The following is a 17,350-nucleotide window of genomic DNA, read 5'->3' on the forward strand; positions in this document are numbered from 1 at the left end:
CAACAAAAGAAAAAACTGGTTTTTTCAGAACAAAGACGAAAAAAAACGCGATATGTGTCTAAAATTGCGACCAAGAAGCGTTGCTATCATGGGAGCAAGACATATATAATGGAAAACAGTTACAAAACGACAGTTGCGTAACGATTTTCAAGCCAATCATTGACCGGCTGGTTCAAAAACTAGTGAACACGTTTAGGAGGTAGGTTTAAGTGGAGAATCTGAATGTTGCGATTGTAGATGACAATCCGCTGATTCTGAATACGCTGGATGAAATGATTAACGCAGAAGACGGTTTATCTGTAATTGGAAAAGCAGATAACGGAGAAGACGCGATCGATATGATCGTGGACACCACACCAGACATCGTACTGCTGGACCTGATCATGCCAAAGATTGACGGGATTTCCGTAGTGGAACGGGTAAAGAGCGGACATACATTTCCGAAAAATCCCGCATTTATCATCTTAAGTGCAGTGGGCGGGGAGCAGATGACAGAAGAAGCATTCAGGGCAGGTGCGAATTACTACCTGATGAAACCATTTGACAAGGAGATACTGATGAACAAGATCCGGCATATCGGGAAGCTTCCCATGAAGCCGGTAGCAGGAAAGATACAGGCCTCCCCCTTTGAGCCGGGAGAAGAGTCCCACATATCCAGGGAAGAGTACATGAAGGAGCACTTAGAGGAGGATATCACCAAAATGCTCCACGAGCTGGGCATCCCGGCCCACATAAAGGGCTACCAATACCTCCGCGATGCCATCACCATGTCCGTCAAGGACCAGGAAATGATGAGCTCTGTGACAAAGATCCTCTATCCAGCCATCGCAAAACAAAACCAGACCACCGCCAGCCGCGTAGAACGCGCCATCCGCCACGCCATCGAGGTGGCCTGGGGCAGAGGGAAAATGGAGACGATCGATGAAGTATTTGGCTATACGATCAGCACAGCCAAGGGAAAACCCACAAATTCCGAATTTATCGCCCTGATTTCAGATAAAATTTTACTGGAGTACAAAAAATTTTAACATAAAAAGAGAAGAAAGAACTTTCTAAATGAAGGAAATTGGGGTATAATGTCCACGTAGGCAATGAGCAGTGCGAAAAAAAGCGGAGAAGCAGCTGTGTTGTGCTTGCACAAAAACAGCTGCTTATCTGATTTTTTTCATAGGGCGTTGCTGAGTGCCGGTGGCACTCGTTTAGCAAGGACCGAAGCGGAGCGTAGACGCCCGTGAGCGAGATGGAGCGCAGCGGAATCGAGCGGCGCACTGCGGACCAGGCAACCGCGCTGTCCCAGGAGCCAGAGACCACCCTGCCTAAAAGCGAGGTCTCCCACCCTCCCCAAAAGCGTCCGCATCCCCCGCATCAATCCTCGCCCCATTTCCCCTGCCCATCCCATCTATATATGTATACCAGGAGAGGGAGGTTTGGATGAAGAAAATATTATTTGCAGCTTCAGAAGCAGTACCATTTATCAAAACAGGAGGCTTAGCCGACGTAGTTGGTTCACTTCCAAAATGCTTTAACAAAGAATACTTCGACGTCAGAGTCATCATTCCCAAATACTTATGCATCAAGCAGGAATGGCGCGATAAGATGGAATATGTCAGCCATTTCTACATGGACTATCTGGGCCAGAGCCGTTATGTAGGTATTCTCCAGTATGTTCACGAGGGCGTAACCTTCTATTTCATTGACAATGAGAGCTATTTCAACGGCGCAAAGCCTTACGGCGACTGGTTCTGGGATTTAGAGAAATTCTGCTTCTTCTGCCGTGCCGCCTTATCCGCACTTCCGGTGATCGGCTTCCAGCCGGACGTTATACACTGTCATGACTGGCAGACAGGCCTGATCCCTGTACTGTTAAAAGATAAATTCCATGAGGGCGAGTTCTACCGCAACATGAAGTCTGTCATCACCATCCACAATCTGAAGTTCCAGGGCGTATGGGATGTAAAGACCATCCAGCGGTTTACAGAGCTTCCGGATTACTATTTTGCACCAGACAAACTGGAGGCCTATAAGGACGGCAACCTGTTAAAGGGCGGCATCGTATACGCAGACGCCATCACCACTGTGAGCAACACCTACGCAGAGGAGATCAAGACACCGTTCTACGGCGAGGGCTTAGACGGCCTTATGCGCGCAAGGGCGAACAGCCTGAGGGGCATTGTCAACGGCATTGACTACGATGACTTTAACCCGGAGACAGATGTCCACATTCCGCAGCAGTACAATGCAAAGAACTTCCGCAAGGAAAAAGCGAAAAACAAGAAAGCCCTCCAGCAGGAGTTAGGCCTTCCTGTAGATGAGAAGAAATTTATGGTAGGCATCGTATCACGCCTTACCGACCAGAAGGGCTTAGACCTGATCCAGGCAGTGATGGATGAGATCTGTGCCGACGATATGCAGCTGGTAGTTCTGGGAACAGGTGATGAGCGCTACGAGAACATGTTCCGCCATTACGACTGGAAGTACCATGACAGGGTTTCCGCACAGATCTACTATTCAGAGCCTCTGTCCCACAAGATCTACGCTGCCTGTGATGCCTTCCTTATGCCGTCCCTCTTTGAACCCTGCGGCTTAAGCCAGCTGATGGCCCTGCGCTACGGCACTGTGCCGATCGTGAGAGAGACAGGAGGCCTTAAGGATACCGTAGAGCCTTATAATGAGTACGAAGGCCTGGGAACCGGCTTCTCCTTTGCAAACTACAATGCCCATGAGATGCTGGGAAGCATCCGCTATGCAAAGTACATCTACTACAGCAAGCGCCGTGAGTGGAACAAGATCATCGACAGGGCTATGGCAAAGGATTTCTCCTGGTGGGCATCCGCATCCAAGTACCAGGAGCTCTATGACTGGCTGATCGGATATTAAACCTGCATGCGCCCAGCAGCGGATATACCACCGCACCATAAAAGTCTGGCGGGCGCACTTGGCATACCTGAATACATGCCGCCTATCCGGCGGCAGGACCTTTATAGTAATGACTGGCTGAAAGAAAGGTGTGATACCAATGGAGCCATCGGCCGCTTCCGAATACGTGAATGATCAGGAATACATGGAATGCGTAAAGGATATCCTGGAGCATCCCGTGTTCCAGTCAATGGATCAATACATACAGCATGGGACTACTACATGTAAGGACCACTGTATACAGGTTTCATACCTGGGATATCAGTTTTGTAAAAGGTTTGGGGGAAACTGGAGGAGCGCTGCGAGAGCAGGGCTTCTCCATGATTTGTTTTTATATGACTGGCATACTCATGCCAGAGAAACAGGGAACCATTTTCATGGATTTACTCATCCGCGGGCTGCCCTTGTGAATGCAGAGAAATATTTTGTTCTGTCCCAGGAGGAAAAGGATATCATCCTTCGCCACATGTGGCCCCTCACTCCCGTGCCTCCGTCCACCAGGGCTGGCTTCGCCATTACCTGTGCAGACAAGGCATGGAGCACGGTTGAGACGGTAGAAAGAATCGTACATTGGCTGGCTTTTCCCTTTATGGCACAGCCTGTCAGACGCTAAAGCACCATGCTTATCCAGAGAAAGGGGAACAAAACACACATATGAATATTTGGCAGGAAATGCTCGGCAATCAGATACTCATCAGCGCAGTGGTGGGATGGGTAGTGGCCCAGGTATTAAAGACCATGATTGACTGTGCTTTAAATAAAAGCTTCCATGCAGAGCGGCTGGTGGGATCAGGCGGTATGCCCAGCTCCCATTCATCTACTGTATGCGGACTGACAACAGGAGCATTGTTAAAATACGGAGCAGGCTCCTTTGAATTTGCAGTTTCCTTTGTGCTGTCCATGGTGGTGATGTACGATGCCATCGGGGTACGCCGGGAGACAGGAAAGCAGGCAAAACTCTTAAATTCCATCCTGATGGAGAATCCGCTGAAGCTGAACGCGGAGGTTCTGCAGGAAAAGCTGAAGGAATACGTAGGCCATACGCCTCTTCAGGTAGCGGCGGGAGCCATTTTAGGCATTGGTCTGGCGTTGTTGCTCGATCCATTGTTTCAGTGAGCCCTTTAGGCCTTGTTTCATTAGAATAGATTGAGGTTTTCATGAATATATACAATTTTATCAACTGGTTTTTTGTGTACAGCTTCCTGGGGTATCTGCTGGAATGTGTGGTACTCAGTGTTGAATATAAGCGGCCGGTGGTGGACCGTGGCTTTGGCCATGGCCCCTTTTGCATCATATACGGCGTAGGAGCCGCAGGGGCCTGCCTTTTGCTAAAGCCCATATCCGATCATCCGGTGGAGCTCTACACGGCGTCCATGGCCATGGCAACTACCATGGAGCTTGTAACAGCGAATGTCATGATACGCCTGTTTGGCGCGTTTTGGTGGGATTACAGCCATAAGCGGTTTAACTACAAGGGCATTGTGTGCCTGGAGAGCAGTCTGGCGTGGGGATTTTTAGGCTTGTTCTTCTTCTACTACCTGGACAGCTGGGTGCGCGTGATGGTAGACAGGATACCGGGCCATATGGGAACGATGCTGGCCGTGGGGCTGACCGTATTTTATCTGATCGATTTTCTATATTGCGTATACCACCGCATGGGTGGATCGGAGGAGGAAGAAACAGCCATTGGAAGGCTGAAGATATATTAGGGGGGCGGCTGCAGGCGGCTGTTAGAAGGCCGGCATGCAGAGGCCCCTTTTTTCCATAGTAAACCTGCATGTGTCCGGCGGCGAGGTTTTCATAGTAAACCTACATGCGTCCAGCGGGCGGACGCGCTACCGCACCATGAAGGTCTGGTGGACGCATTGGGCATACCTGAATACATGCCGCCTATTCGGCGGCGGACTTTCATAGTAAACCTGCATGCGCCCGGTAGCGGGATTTTTGCAGGAAGATCGCATTTACAGAAAGGAAGGAACAGCATGGAAATGTCAGACAGCTTTCAGGGCTGGCATGTGGTACTTGCCTCCGGCTCTCCCAGAAGGAAGGAGCTGCTGGCTCAGATCGGGATACAGGCAGAGGTAAGGCCCAGCCGGATAGAAGAGGTTACAGAGGAGACAGAGCCGGACCTTCTGGTCATGGAGCTCTCCAGACAGAAGGCGGAGGACATCGCGGCAGGATGCGGACCAGGCAGCCTTGTGATCGGGGCTGATACCGTGGTGGCAGCAGAGGGGGAGATCCTGGGAAAGCCGGGCACGCCGGAGAAAGCCTGCGGGATGATAAAAAGGCTTGCAGGACGCACCCACCAGGTATATACAGGAGTTACGGTCCTTCTCTGCCTGGAAAATGGCAGCTTCCACGGGGCTACATTTGCAGAGAAGACAGATGTCCATGTGTATCCCATGACCGAAGCAGAGATAAAGGAATATGCAGAGAGCGGGGAGCCCTTAGACAAGGCAGGAGGCTACGGCATACAGGGAAAATTTGCCGCTTACATTAAGGGGATTGACGGGGATTACTCAAATGTGGTAGGCTTGCCTTTAGGCAGGCTGTGCCAGGAGATCAAAGGACTTTTGGAGGAAGAGGAAAATGATTAAACTGATCGTATCAGATGTGGATGGAACCATTGTTCCGGACGGCTCACCGGATATCAATCCTGAATATTTTGAGGTCATAAAAAAGCTGCGGGAAAAGGGCATCCAGTTCGCCATTGCCAGCGGCAGGCCGTGGGCCAGCGTGGAGACAGCATTTTACCCGGTAAAGGAAAAAATATTTTATATTGCAGACAATGGAGCCTATATCGGCTGCCATGGGCGGAGCCTCTACGAGTTTGCCATTGACCAGAAGCTGGTGAAAAAAGCGATCGATATGGGCCGCAGCCAAGGGGATCTGGAAATTGTATATGCAGCTGCTGACGGAGACTTCATTGATTCGAAAGATGATGCCCTTTACAAATGGCTGACAGAGGGGTATAAGTTCCACGTTACAAGAGTGGAGGATATCACGAAGCTGGATGTGCCCTGTATCAAGCTTTCCTTCTACAAAAAAGAGAACATCGAGGAAGCCACCAGAGGGATCTACGAGGAATTTAAGAATGATCTGAAAATCACCTGTGCAGGGGACATGTGGATGGACTGCATGGCTTTGGGGGTAAATAAGGGAAATGCAGTGAAGATGATCCAGGAAAGCCTGGGGATCCTCCCTGAGGAGACCATGGCCTTTGGAGACCAGCTCAACGATATCGAGATGCTGGGACAGGCCTACTACAGCTTTGCAGTGGCAAATGCAAGGGAGGAAGTGCGGAAAGCCGCCAGATTCCAGGCAGACAGCAATGGAAACAACGGGGTATTAAAGGTATTGAAGCAGCTTCTGTGAAAGGAGTTTTGGATTGGATAGAAAACAGGTGAAGAGAGGGGATAAGAGAAAAGCGGGCGGGCGGTTCTCACGAAGGGCAGTTCGTATCGCAGCAGCCCTTCTGGGAACAGCCTGCCTGGTCATTACAGCCTGCAGCAAGACGGCAGTTTCCTCCCCAAAGACGAAGGCCAGGACAGCAGAAACGGAGTATACCCAGGGACAGATCCGCCTGATTGCTGCTACAGAGCGCAACCGGTATCAGAATGTCTATTCCTCCAGGCTCTGGTCTGTGACAGCAGACGGAGCAGGCAATACCTTTGAGGAGAAATTAAAGGCACAGATGGGGCAGTTTCTGGTGGAGCTCACCACCATCAACCTGATGGCCGGGGAGCAGGGGATCGAGCTCACAGGACAGGAAAAGGACGGCATCAAAACCCTGGCCCAGGAATATTACCACAGTTTGACAGACGGGGACAAGGAATACATGGATGTGACCCAGGATGAGGTCTACGACCTGTACTGCCGGTATTTCCTGGCGGATAAGCTGGTAGCGGAGCTCATAGAGGATAAGGACCTGGAAGTCAGCGATGCGGAGGCAAAGGTCATAGAGGTACAGCAGATGGCCTTTGATACCAGGGAGGAGGCGGAGGCTGTTTTGACGCAGCTTCAGGAGGAACCGGCAGTTTTTTCCTCCATTGCCTCCAAGCATTCAAAGGATGGACAGATCCTGTTCTCCCTGGAGTGGAAGGAGGATATGGACAGCCTGGAGCAGTGCGCATTTTCCCTGGAGCAGGATGAGATCAGCGGCATTGCGGAGCAGGATGGAAAATGTTACATCCAGAAATGCGTCAATGCCTACGATCAGGACGCCACTGCTGCCAGAAAAAGCAGCCTTGCCCAGGAAAAAAAGACCCAGGCCTTCCGCCGGATATATGAGCCATTTGCAGGGGAATACAGCGTAAAGCTGGCAGAGGATACCTGGAACGAGGTGGATTTCTCCCAGGGGGAGGGATGTACCTCGGATGATTTTTTTGAACTGTATCATAGTTATTTCAGCAAATAGAAGAGAGAAAACCGAATAGAAAACACATAAAATGTCAGGAAAAGGCCATCCTAATATCAGAATAAAAAGGAGGTCTTGATGATGTTAAATGAATTAGAGATAGAAAGCGTCCAGGGGAGAGAGATCCTGGATTCCAGGGGCAATCCCACGGTGGAGGTGGAGGTATGCCTGGCAGGAGGAGCTGTGGGAAGGGCGGCAGTGCCTTCCGGGGCATCAACTGGGAAATTTGAGGCGGTGGAGCTGAGAGATGGGGGAAGCCGTTACAATGGACAGGGAGTCAGAAAGGCAGTAGAGCATGTAAATAGCATCCTTGCGGAAGCGGTCATGTTTGAAAGCGCCCTGGACCAGAGGTATATTGACGGGCTTCTTCGGGATGCAGACGGCACGGACAATAAGGGAAAGCTTGGAGCCAATGCGGTCTTAGGCGTGTCCATGGCAGTTGCGAGGGCAGCGGCCAATGGGCTCCACATGCCGCTGTACCGCTACCTGGGCGGGATCCATGCCTGCAGGCTGCCTGTTCCTATGATGAATATTTTAAATGGCGGAAAGCATGCGGATAATACGGTGGACCTACAGGAATTTATGATCATGCCCTGTGAGGGCGGCAGCTTTTCAGAGAATCTAAGGATGTGCGCCGAGGTCTACCACACCCTGAAAAAGCTCCTGAAGGAGGACGGCTACAGCACGGGCGTGGGAGATGAGGGCGGCTTTGCACCGGATCTGAAGAATGCGGAGGAGGTTCTGTCCTACCTGGTAAGGGCTATGGAGAAAAATGGCCTGAAGCCGGGGACCGACATGAGGATCGCCATCGATGCAGCCTCCAGTGAACTGTATGATGAAGGAACGGGACAGTACCTGTTCCCCGGTGAGAGCAAAATGGCAGGAAGCCAGGTAACGCGCAGCGCACGTCAGATGGTGGATTACTATAAAAAGCTTGCGGATGAGTTCCCCATCTGCTCCATTGAGGACGGCCTTCATGAGGAGGACTGGGAGGGCTGGCAGATGCTCACACAGGAGCTGGGAGGAAGGATCCAGCTGGTGGGCGACGACCTCTTTGTCACCAATACAAAACGCCTTGCCAAAGGGATCGAACAGAAGGCGGGCAATGCCATTCTGGTAAAGGTCAACCAGATCGGAACGCTGACAGAGAGCTTTGAGGCCATCGAGATGGCAAAGCGGGCCGGCTTTGGAACCATTATTTCCCACCGATCCGGTGAGACAGAGGATTCCATCATTGCAGATATTGCAGTTGCAGTGAATGCAGGCCAGATCAAAACAGGTGCGCCCTGCCGCTCAGACCGCGTGGCAAAATACAACCAGCTTTTGAGGATTGAGGAAAATATCCGGAGGTAACAGTCCAGGCGGCCGCCGGGAGGGCGGCTGGCGCTCCCGGCAGCCGACTCAACCTCTCGGAGCGTAAAATGCGGAAACGCAAGGGCAAGGCTCCTTGAATAATCTGCCAAAGTATTGTATGATGAAGAAAGATACTGCATGGCAGTAAAATGGATTGGCAAGGAGAGAGATCATATGAAAGAATTATTATTTATGGAGCCTGTGTTCAAGGAAGCCATCTGGGGAGGAAGCAGGTTAAATGAAGTATACGGCTACACCATACCCAGCGACCACACAGGCGAGTGCTGGGCCATCAGCGCCCACAAAAGCGGAGACTGTAAGATCGCTTCCGGGACATTTGCAGGCCATACCTTAAGCTCTCTTTGGGAGGACCACAAGGAGCTGTTTGGGAGCACGTCATCCCAGAAGGTATTTCCGCTGCTGATCAAGATCATCGATGCCAAGAAGGACTTAAGCATCCAGGTCCATCCTGACAATGCATACGCCGCAGAGCATGAAAACGGCTCTCTGGGCAAGACAGAGTGCTGGTATGTGCTGGACTGCGATGAGGATGCCACCATTGTCATCGGACACAATGCGAAGGACAAGGAAGAACTGCGGGAAATGATAGAGGGAAAGCGCTGGAGCGAATTTATCCGTCAGATTCCGGTGAAAAAGGGCGACTTTTTCCAGATCAATCCCGGCTGCGTCCACGCGATCAAGGGAGGCACCCTGATCCTGGAGACACAGCAGAGCAGTGATATTACATACCGCGTGTATGATTACGACCGGTTATCAGACGGCAAGCCCAGGCAGCTCCATATCAAACAGAGTCTGGACGTGATCGAAGCGCCTTATAAGGTCCGTGAGGGAGATAAGCCCTATGTGGAGGCGGACAATGAGCACGGCAAAAAGCAGCATCTTGTGACCTGCGATTACTACACCTGCGGGAAGGTGGATGTGAAGGACTGCTGGGAGGAGGATTTTGGCAGTGATTTTGCCAATGTGAGCATTCTGGAGGGCCACGGAACCGTGAACGGCATCCCGGTGTCAAAGGGCCAGCATTTTATCGTACCGGCAGATTACGGCTGCTGCCGATTCGAGGGGGAGCTTTCCTTTATTTGGTCTCAGGCCAGGTAAAAGCCTGCGCTTTTGCATTTGTGCTGTGGCAGCCGGGAGGAAGGCTGGAGCTTCTTATGTCCGAAACCGGAGCATCTGGACATCCTCCTGGCAGCCAAGGTGCAGAATGCGGAGATCCAAGAGGGACAAATGCGGAGATTCAAGAGGGAAAAAGGCCTTGTAATTTGGGACATAATATGGTATAGTAACTGTGTTTGACTATTTAAGAAAGTGGAGAGGTGCGGGCGAATGTCAGTTATACAGGTTATTTTATCAATCATATATGTACTCCTCGGTGTTGCAATTTCCGTGGTGATCCTGATGCAGGAGGGCAAGTCCAATGGTCTGGGCAGCGCTATCGGCGGCATGGCAGACAGCTACTGGAGCAAGAACAAGGGCCGTTCCATGGAAGGTGCCTTAGAGCATTTTACAAGATATGGAGCCATTATTTTCATGGTTATTACCCTTATCCTGAATATTCTGTTAAAGGTCCAGGGATAATAGAGACAAAGGAACAGACGAAGACACCCTTGTATTCATATATAAGGGTGTTTTATTTTTAGAAAGAGGTTATATGGAAAAAGAAGAATTTGAACGCCGCAGCAGGGTGCTTTTAGAGCTCTTAAACGACAAGGCCTATGTGCCCATGAAGGCGAAGGAGATCGCCATCCTGTTAGATATCCCAAAGTCCCAGAGAGGAGAGCTGACAGAGGTTCTGGATGCTCTGGTGGCAGAGGGCAAGGCTGGGATCTCAAAAAAGGGAAAATATGGAAAGCCAGAGGCATTTTCTGTCAACGGCATCTTTTCCGGCCATCCAAAGGGCTTTGGCTTTGTGACAGTGGAGGGCATGGAACAGGATGTGTTCATACCGGAGGACAAGACAGGAGCGGCCCTTCACGGGGACCGTGTACAGATCGTAGTGGAATCCGAGAGCCGGGATAAGCGCAGGGCTGAGGGCGCTGTGATACGCGTGCTGGAGCATGCCAATAAGGAAGTGGTGGGATATTACCAGAAAAACAAGAGCTTTGGCTTTGTGATCCCCGATAATCAGAAGATCGCGAAGGATATCTTTATTCCCCAGGGCTGCGATATGGGCGCTGTGACAGGGCATAAGGTGGTGGTCCTGATCAAGGATTTCGGCGGAAATGGACGCAAGCCGGAGGGTGTAGTAAAGGAGATCCTGGGCCATGTAAGTGATCCTGGCACAGATATCCTCTCCATTGTACGGGCATATGGCTTGCCGGAGGCATTTCCGGAGGAGGTGATGGAGCAGATCGAAGGGATCGGAGACTGTGTGGAGGTTCCGGGAGAGTGGCATCCCATAGGGAACGTGTCTGCGGGCGGGGAAGCCCTGTCCCGGCAGTCCTGTGATCCCTGCTATGGCTTGGACGACCTGCCTGCCCCCTCTGAGTGGACAGGGGACCTGGCAGGCAGGCTGGATCTGAGGGTACTCCAGACAGTTACCATTGACGGAGAGGATGCAAAGGATCTGGATGATGCTGTGACCATAGGCAGGAACAGCCGCGGCAATGTGATCCTGGGGGTTCACATTGCCGATGTGAGCCATTATGTGAGGGAGGGAAGCCCTCTGGATAAGGAGGCCGTCAGACGGGGAACAAGCGTGTATCTGGTAGACCGGGTGATCCCCATGCTGCCCCACAAGCTGTCCAATGGGATCTGCTCCCTGAATGCAGGTACAGACCGCCTGGCCCTAAGCTGCATCATGGAGGTGGAGGAGGACGGAACAGTGGCGGACCACCGGATCTGCGAGTCTGTCATCCATGTGGACCGCCGCATGACCTATACAGCGGTAAATGCGATTCTCACAGAGGAAAATGGGGAGACAGCGGCAGAGTATAAGGAGTTTGTCCCCATGTTCCTTGCCATGAAGGAGCTGGCAGACCGGCTGCGGGCGAAAAGGAGAAAGCGGGGGGCCATTGATTTTGACTTCCCGGAGAGTAAGATCCTCTTAGATCCCCAGGGAAAGCCCCTGGAGATCAAGCCCTATGAGAGGAATGCCGCCACAAGGATCATAGAGGATTTCATGCTGCTGGCAAATGAGACAGTGGCGGAGGATTATTACTGGCAGTCAGTGCCCTTCCTGTACCGAACCCATGACAACCCGGACCCGGAAAAGATCAAGCAGCTGGGTATTTTCATCAACAACTTTGGATATTTCATCCGTATGCAGCAGGGGGAGATCCATCCAAAGGAGCTTCAGAAGCTGTTAGATAAGATCGAGGGCACGCCGGAGGAGGCGCTTCTCTCCCGTCTGACCCTGCGGTCCATGAAGCAGGCAAAATACACGACCCTGTGCTCCGGGCATTTTGGACTGGCGACCCAGTATTATACCCATTTCACCTCCCCCATCAGGCGCTATCCTGATCTGCAGATCCACCGGATCATAAAGGAAGGATTGCGGGGAGGCTTGGGAGAGAGGCGTACGGCCCACTATGAGCGTCTTTTGCCGCAGATCGCAGTCCAGTCCTCTGCCTTAGAGCGCAGAGCGGACGAGGCGGAGCGGGAGACGGACAAGCTGAAAAAATGTGAATATATGTCCCGGTATATCGGGCAGGAATTTGACGGTGTTATTTCCGGCGTGACGAACTGGGGCTTCTATGTGGAGCTGCCAAATACGGTAGAGGGCTTAGTGAGGCTCAGTGAGCTCCACGATGACTACTATCTATTTGACGAGCAGCGCTATGAGCTGACAGGCGAGATGACAAAGAAGACCTACAAGCTGGGACAGCCTGTGCGGGTACAGGTGGCAGGTACGGACCGCCTGCTGCGCACTGTGGATTTTATCCTGGCCCGCCAGTGGGCGAGAGAGGACAGGGACGAGGAGGAGTAGAGTGATGGGGAAGGAAAGTATCAAATTAGTCGCCAACAATAAGAAGGCATATCACGAATATTTTATTGAAGACAAGTATGAGGCTGGCATTGAACTCTTTGGCACAGAGGTGAAATCCATACGTATGGGAAAATGCAGCGTAAAGGAAGCCTTTGTAAAGATCGAAAAGGGTGAGGTATTTGTGTACGGAATGCACATAAGCCCTTATGAGAAGGGAAACATATTCAACAAGGATCCCTTAAGAGTCCGCCGCCTCCTGCTCCACAAGAGCGAGATCATGAAGCTGAACGGAAAGATCGCAGAAAAGGGCCTTACCCTGGTGCCTCTCCAGGTGTATTTTAAGGGAAGCCTGGTAAAGGTGGAGATCGGGCTGGCACGAGGCAAAAAGCTCTATGACAAGAGGGCGGATATTGCGAAGAAGGACCAGAGGCGGGAGCTGGAGAAGGAGTTTAAGGTGAAAAATCTGTATTAATGAGCAGTGTTTTTTCCTTTATTTCCTAAACAGGGCGTTGGAAAGAATCGTATTGATAGAAAAATAGTTATCTTTGTCTGAACATGTAACATTTTTAATTGTGAATATCCGCCAGGGTCAAACCATACCCTGGCGATATCATTTTTATAACCTCAACAAATGTGGAGACTGTGTATCGGCTTTTAAGCCCCCAGTAAACCAAGCATTGAAAAATAAACCTTGGTAACCATAGCAGAATCCTGATCATACAACAACAGGCCGATAGCCGGAGGCATTTTATGATATGAAGAGAGAAGACACAGAACAATATCTTTTTTGTGCCATGTCCATAGGCGAACATTTTTCAGGTAATATGGGATCATTTCCGGAAAGGACAGAAAGGAGGTAACACATGAGGGAGCGAATTGCTGAGTGCATCAATATATTGGGTGGATTCTGCGGAAAAAGGGATGTTCCGTCTTTGCGAAGTGAGGAATTAAGGAAGCGTTACGGAATAGAGCAGGCAGATGTGATGGTCCTCTTTGGAGGAAGCATCCTGTGCGGCGGCGATGTCCTTGCAGAGGCAATGAAGCAGCATATTGCGAAAACCTATATCATTGTGGGAGGAGCCGGGCATACAACAGAGACTCTGAGGGAGAAGATGCATGCAGAATTTCCGAAGATCGAGACAGCCGGATTGCCGGAGGCCGACATATTTGAGGCCTATTTGGAATACCGCTATGGGCTTCATGCTGACCTTTTGGAGCGCAGCTCCACAAACTGTGGAAATAATATCACATATCTGCTGGATCTGATGAGGAAACATAAGATACCCTGCAGGTCCATCATTCTCACGCAGGATGCCTCCATGCAGCACAGAATGGAGGCCGGACTGCGCAAATATGCCTCGGATGTGCAGGTCATTAATTTTGCTGCCTACCAGGCAAAGGTGACCACAAAGGATTCGGAGCTCATATATGAGAAAGAAATATGGGGAATGTGGGATATGGACAGATATCTCTCCCTGCTCATGGGTGAGATCCCGCGCCTGGCAGACAGCCCGGAGGGATATGGGCCCAAAGGAAAAGCATACATTGCCCATGTGGACATTCCGGAGGAGGTTGAAGAGGCATTTTCAGAGCTTGAACGGGAATATCCGGGGATGGTACGGAAGGCAGTGTTTTAAATGATAATTTATTTTTTAAAAATTAACATTCTGTTTACGCATTTTTCCTCAATAAATGGTAAAATAGTAAAGTTATACTAGAGTAGGAATGCTAAGGAGAAGAGAAACTTGAAAATAGGATTAGATGTGGGCTCCACCACAATAAAGAGCATTGTTCTGGATAATGCCGGAAGTATTCTGTATTCTGCGTATGAGCGGCATTTTTCCCAGATCACGGCAAAGACGGTGGAGACTTTAAAAAAGATCAGGGACCGGTTCCGGGAGGAGGATGAGGTCAGCCTGGTGATCTCCGGTTCCGCAGGGATGGGGATGGCGGAGAGCTGCTCCGTTGATTTCGTCCAGGAGGTCTATGCCACAAAGGTAGCAGCCATGGAAAATGCCCCTGATACGGATGTGATCATTGAGCTGGGCGGCGAGGACGCGAAGATCATCTATCTGGAGGGGGCCATGGAGGCCAGGATGAACGGGTCCTGCGCCGGCGGTACCGGCGCCTTTATTGACCAGATGGCGACCCTTCTTAACATTACCCCGGACGAGATGAATGATTATGCCAGGGAGAGCACGAAGCTTTATACCATTGCCTCCCGGTGCGGTGTGTTTGCAAAGAGCGATATCCAGCCTCTGATCAACCAGGGAGCGGATAAGCGGGATATTTCGGCAAGCATTTTCAGCGCTGTTGTGAACCAGACCATCGGGGGCCTGGCCCAGGGGAGGGCCATCAAGGGAAATGTCCTCTACCTGGGAGGGCCTCTGACATTTATGCCCCAGCTGCGAAAGAGCTTTGACAGGGCTCTGGGGCTAAAGGGGATCTGCCCGGAAAATTCCCTGTATTATGTGGCTCTGGGCGCGGCGCTCTGTGCGAAAAATTCAGTGAAGCTGGATGAAGTCATAGAAGCGCTCTCTGCATACGAGTCTGTCCATGAGTTTGACACCCTTCCGCCTCTGTTTCAAAACGAGGAGGAATACAGGAAATTTCGGGAACGCCATGGAAAGGCGGACGTAAAGTATGGAAAGCTGGAGGGATATACGGGCAGGGCCTTTATCGGTATTGACGCTGGCTCCACCACGGTAAAGGCCGTGGTGATGGGAGAGGACCGGGAGATCCTGGACAGCATCTACCGCTCCAACAGCGGAAACCCGGTGCCGATCGTGAAGGATTACCTGATAAGCGTCTATGAGCGCTGTCCGGGTATCCGGATCGCAGGCTCCTGCGTCACAGGATACGGGGAGGATATTATCCGGAATGCATTTTCCATCGACCACGGTCTGGTGGAGACCATGGCTCACTTAAAGGCAGCCCAGGAATTTATGCCGGATGTGGAATTTATCATCGATATCGGCGGCCAGGACATGAAATGCTTCAAGATCCACAATTCTGCCATCGACAATATTTACCTCAATGAGGCCTGCTCCTCCGGCTGCGGCTCTTTCCTCCAGACCTTTGCGGGGGCCTTAAACTATACATCGGAGGAGTTTGCAAAGCTGGGTCTTTTTGCCAGGAATGCGGTGGATCTGGGATCGCGGTGTACAGTATTCATGAACTCCTCGGTGAAGCAGGCCCAGAAGGATGGTGTGAGCACAGAGGACATTTCAGCCGGACTGTCCATCAGCGTGGTGAAAAATGCCATCTATAAGGTGATCCGTCCCGCCAGTGTGGATGCCCTTGGAAAGAGGATCGTGGTCCAGGGCGGAACCTTCTTAAATGATGCGGTCCTGCGTGCATTTGAGCGGGAGCTTGATATCCAAGTGGTAAGGCCGGTGATCGCAGGGCTTATGGGGGCTTGCGGCTGTGCCCTTGACGCCATGGCGCGGGAGGCAGGGGAAAGCTCCATTATGGGCTATGAGGAGCTGCAGAGCTTTTTCCACGAAGTGAAGCAGATAAACTGCGGGCTGTGCAGCAATAACTGCCGCTTAAGCGTCAACCAGTTTTCCGGCGGGCGCAGGTATATTGCAGGGAACAAATGCGAACGTCCTGTGACAAAGCGGGTCACGGATTCTGCCCACAATATTTATAAATATAAGCAGGAGCTTCTCGCCGCCTACGGCACAGTGAAAGGGAAGCGCAGGGAAGTGATCGGTCTGCCTCTGGGGCTCAACATGTATGAGCTTGTACCCTTCTGGCATACCTTTTTTGAGGCCCTGGGCTTTGGGGTGGAGGTGTCTCCATTTTCCAACCGTGAGCTCTACCTGTCAGGGCAGCACTCCATCCCCAGCGATACGGTGTGCTTTCCGGCGAAAATGCTTCACGGCCATGTGGAATATCTGGTGAAAAAGCAGGTGGATGCGGTATTTTATCCCTGCATGAGCTTTAACTTTGATGAGGGACTGGGAGATAACAATTACAACTGCCCTGTGGTGGCCTATTATCCTGAGGTCATAGCCGCCAACACCCATTTTGAAGGAAAGACCAGGCTGATCAATGACTATGTGGGCCCCCACAAGAAGAAATATTTCCCGGAGAAAATGACAGAGCTTTTGAGCCGGTACTTTGAGGGGATTTCCCAGAAAGAGGTGAAGCGGGCCAGCGACCTGGCCTTTCAGGAACGGGAGATATTCCTGGAAAGAGTGAGGAAGAAGGCAGAGGAGATCGTTGCCCTTGCAAGAAAAGAGGGAAAGCGTATCATCGTCCTGGCCGGGCGTCCTTACCATGTGGATCCTGAGATCAACCATGGTATTGATATGCTGATAAATGGCTTTGGCGTCAGTGTGATCTCCGAGGATTCTGTGAGCCATAAGGTGTCAAAGTTTCCGGTGCGGGTGCTGAACCAGTGGATGTACCATGCAAGGCTGTATGCGGCTGCCAAATACGTCTGTACCCAGAAGGATATGGATCTGGTCCAGTTAGTCAGCTTCGGCTGCGGCCTGGATGCCATTACCACCGATGAGACAAGGAGCATTATTGAGAAGTCCGGGAAGATCTACACCCAGATCAAGATCGATGAGATCACCAATCTGGGAGCGGTGAAGGTGCGCCTTAGAAGCCTCTTGTCAGCATTGGAGCAGAGGGAAGAGGAAGGGCAGAATGCAGGAAGCAGGACAGCCGGGCCGACATTGTACAGGAAGGCAGAAAAGGAGTAA

General features: G+C 51.3%; 15 protein-coding genes. All 15 read left to right on the plus strand.

The annotated features are described in order from the left end of the window. Nucleotides 1–209: 209 nt before the first annotated feature. The 15 genes from spo0A to LIZ87_RS22525 all read left to right on the plus strand — a co-directional run bounded on the left by spo0A (nt 210) and on the right by LIZ87_RS22525 (nt 17,350). A complete protein-coding gene (spo0A, locus tag LIZ87_RS00600) occupies nt 210–1,028 on the plus strand; it encodes a sporulation transcription factor Spo0A (protein ID WP_227144762.1) in 819 nt (272 codons plus the stop codon). Nucleotides 1,029–1,431: 403 nt separating this feature from the next. Then, on the plus strand, nt 1,432–2,877 hold the full coding sequence (gene glgA, locus LIZ87_RS00605; protein ID WP_227144763.1) for a glycogen synthase GlgA: 1,446 nt from the start codon (nt 1,432–1,434) through the stop codon (nt 2,875–2,877). A gap of 139 nt (nt 2,878–3,016) precedes the next feature. Next, entirely contained in the window at nt 3,017–3,529 is a 513-nt protein-coding gene (locus tag LIZ87_RS00610) for an HD family phosphohydrolase (RefSeq protein WP_178314756.1), read from the plus strand. Nucleotides 3,530–3,588: 59 nt separating this feature from the next. Continuing rightward, complete coding sequence (locus LIZ87_RS00615) at nt 3,589–4,032, plus strand: divergent PAP2 family protein (protein WP_227144918.1); 444 nt, start codon at nt 3,589–3,591, stop codon at nt 4,030–4,032. Nucleotides 4,033–4,073: 41 nt separating this feature from the next. Then, entirely contained in the window at nt 4,074–4,625 is a 552-nt protein-coding gene (locus tag LIZ87_RS00620) for a putative ABC transporter permease (RefSeq protein WP_227144765.1), read from the plus strand. A gap of 279 nt (nt 4,626–4,904) precedes the next feature. Beyond that, a complete protein-coding gene (locus LIZ87_RS00625; protein ID WP_442912166.1) occupies nt 4,905–5,513 on the plus strand; it encodes a Maf family protein in 609 nt (202 codons plus the stop codon). Continuing rightward, on the plus strand, nt 5,506–6,291 hold the full coding sequence (locus tag LIZ87_RS00630) for an HAD family hydrolase (RefSeq protein WP_227144769.1): 786 nt from the start codon (nt 5,506–5,508) through the stop codon (nt 6,289–6,291). The genes LIZ87_RS00625 and LIZ87_RS00630 overlap by 8 nt, the downstream gene beginning before the upstream one ends. Before the next feature lie 13 nt (nt 6,292–6,304). Further along, nucleotides 6,305–7,333 carry a peptidyl-prolyl cis-trans isomerase gene (locus LIZ87_RS00635; protein WP_227144771.1) on the plus strand — a complete coding sequence of 343 codons (1,029 nt, stop codon included), beginning with the start codon at nt 6,305–6,307 and terminating at the stop codon, nt 7,331–7,333. Between the two features lie 81 nt (nt 7,334–7,414). Next, nucleotides 7,415–8,686: a phosphopyruvate hydratase gene (gene eno, locus LIZ87_RS00640; protein ID WP_227144773.1), complete on the plus strand. Its 1,272-nt coding sequence runs from the start codon at nt 7,415–7,417 to the stop codon at nt 8,684–8,686. A 174-nt stretch (nt 8,687–8,860) separates the two neighbouring features. Then, nucleotides 8,861–9,805: a type I phosphomannose isomerase catalytic subunit gene (locus tag LIZ87_RS00645; protein WP_178315916.1), complete on the plus strand. Its 945-nt coding sequence runs from the start codon at nt 8,861–8,863 to the stop codon at nt 9,803–9,805. Nucleotides 9,806–10,033: 228 nt separating this feature from the next. After that, nucleotides 10,034–10,285, plus strand: coding sequence for a preprotein translocase subunit SecG (secG, locus tag LIZ87_RS00650; RefSeq protein WP_178315917.1), 252 nt, complete (start codon nt 10,034–10,036; stop codon nt 10,283–10,285). Nucleotides 10,286–10,391: 106 nt separating this feature from the next. Beyond that, nucleotides 10,392–12,635, plus strand: coding sequence for a ribonuclease R (gene rnr / locus LIZ87_RS00655; RefSeq protein WP_227144920.1), 2,244 nt, complete (start codon nt 10,392–10,394; stop codon nt 12,633–12,635). Nucleotides 12,636–12,639: 4 nt separating this feature from the next. Next, a complete protein-coding gene (smpB, locus tag LIZ87_RS00660; protein WP_178316775.1) occupies nt 12,640–13,107 on the plus strand; it encodes an SsrA-binding protein SmpB in 468 nt (155 codons plus the stop codon). 391 nt (nt 13,108–13,498) lie between these two features. Further along, nucleotides 13,499–14,272, plus strand: coding sequence for a YdcF family protein (locus LIZ87_RS00665; RefSeq protein ID WP_178316776.1), 774 nt, complete (start codon nt 13,499–13,501; stop codon nt 14,270–14,272). Nucleotides 14,273–14,380: 108 nt separating this feature from the next. After that, complete coding sequence (locus tag LIZ87_RS22525) at nt 14,381–17,350, plus strand: acyl-CoA dehydratase activase-related protein (RefSeq protein WP_227144775.1); 2,970 nt, start codon at nt 14,381–14,383, stop codon at nt 17,348–17,350.

This window comes from Lacrimispora sp. 210928-DFI.3.58 (genome assembly GCF_020554865.1).
Lineage (GTDB): Bacteria > Bacillota > Clostridia > Lachnospirales > Lachnospiraceae > Enterocloster.

Excerpts from the sequence above, each read along its gene's own strand:
- LIZ87_RS00610 (WP_178314756.1), top strand. The coding sequence starts at position 3,017 with ATGGAGCCATCGGCCGCTTCCGAATACGTGAATGATCAGGAATACATG.
- LIZ87_RS00630 (WP_227144769.1), top strand. The coding sequence starts at position 5,506 with ATGATTAAACTGATCGTATCAGATGTGGATGGAACCATTGTTCCGGAC.
- glgA (WP_227144763.1), top strand. The coding sequence starts at position 1,432 with ATGAAGAAAATATTATTTGCAGCTTCAGAAGCAGTACCATTTATCAAA.
- LIZ87_RS00645 (WP_178315916.1), top strand. The coding sequence starts at position 8,861 with ATGAAAGAATTATTATTTATGGAGCCTGTGTTCAAGGAAGCCATCTGG.
- LIZ87_RS00625 (WP_442912166.1), top strand. The coding sequence starts at position 4,905 with ATGTCAGACAGCTTTCAGGGCTGGCATGTGGTACTTGCCTCCGGCTCT.
- LIZ87_RS00615 (WP_227144918.1), top strand. The coding sequence starts at position 3,589 with ATGCTCGGCAATCAGATACTCATCAGCGCAGTGGTGGGATGGGTAGTG.
- secG (WP_178315917.1), top strand. The coding sequence starts at position 10,034 with ATGTCAGTTATACAGGTTATTTTATCAATCATATATGTACTCCTCGGT.
- LIZ87_RS00620 (WP_227144765.1), top strand. The coding sequence starts at position 4,074 with ATGAATATATACAATTTTATCAACTGGTTTTTTGTGTACAGCTTCCTG.
- LIZ87_RS00665 (WP_178316776.1), top strand. The coding sequence starts at position 13,499 with ATGAGGGAGCGAATTGCTGAGTGCATCAATATATTGGGTGGATTCTGC.
- smpB (WP_178316775.1), top strand. The coding sequence starts at position 12,640 with ATGGGGAAGGAAAGTATCAAATTAGTCGCCAACAATAAGAAGGCATAT.
- eno (WP_227144773.1), top strand. The coding sequence starts at position 7,415 with ATGTTAAATGAATTAGAGATAGAAAGCGTCCAGGGGAGAGAGATCCTG.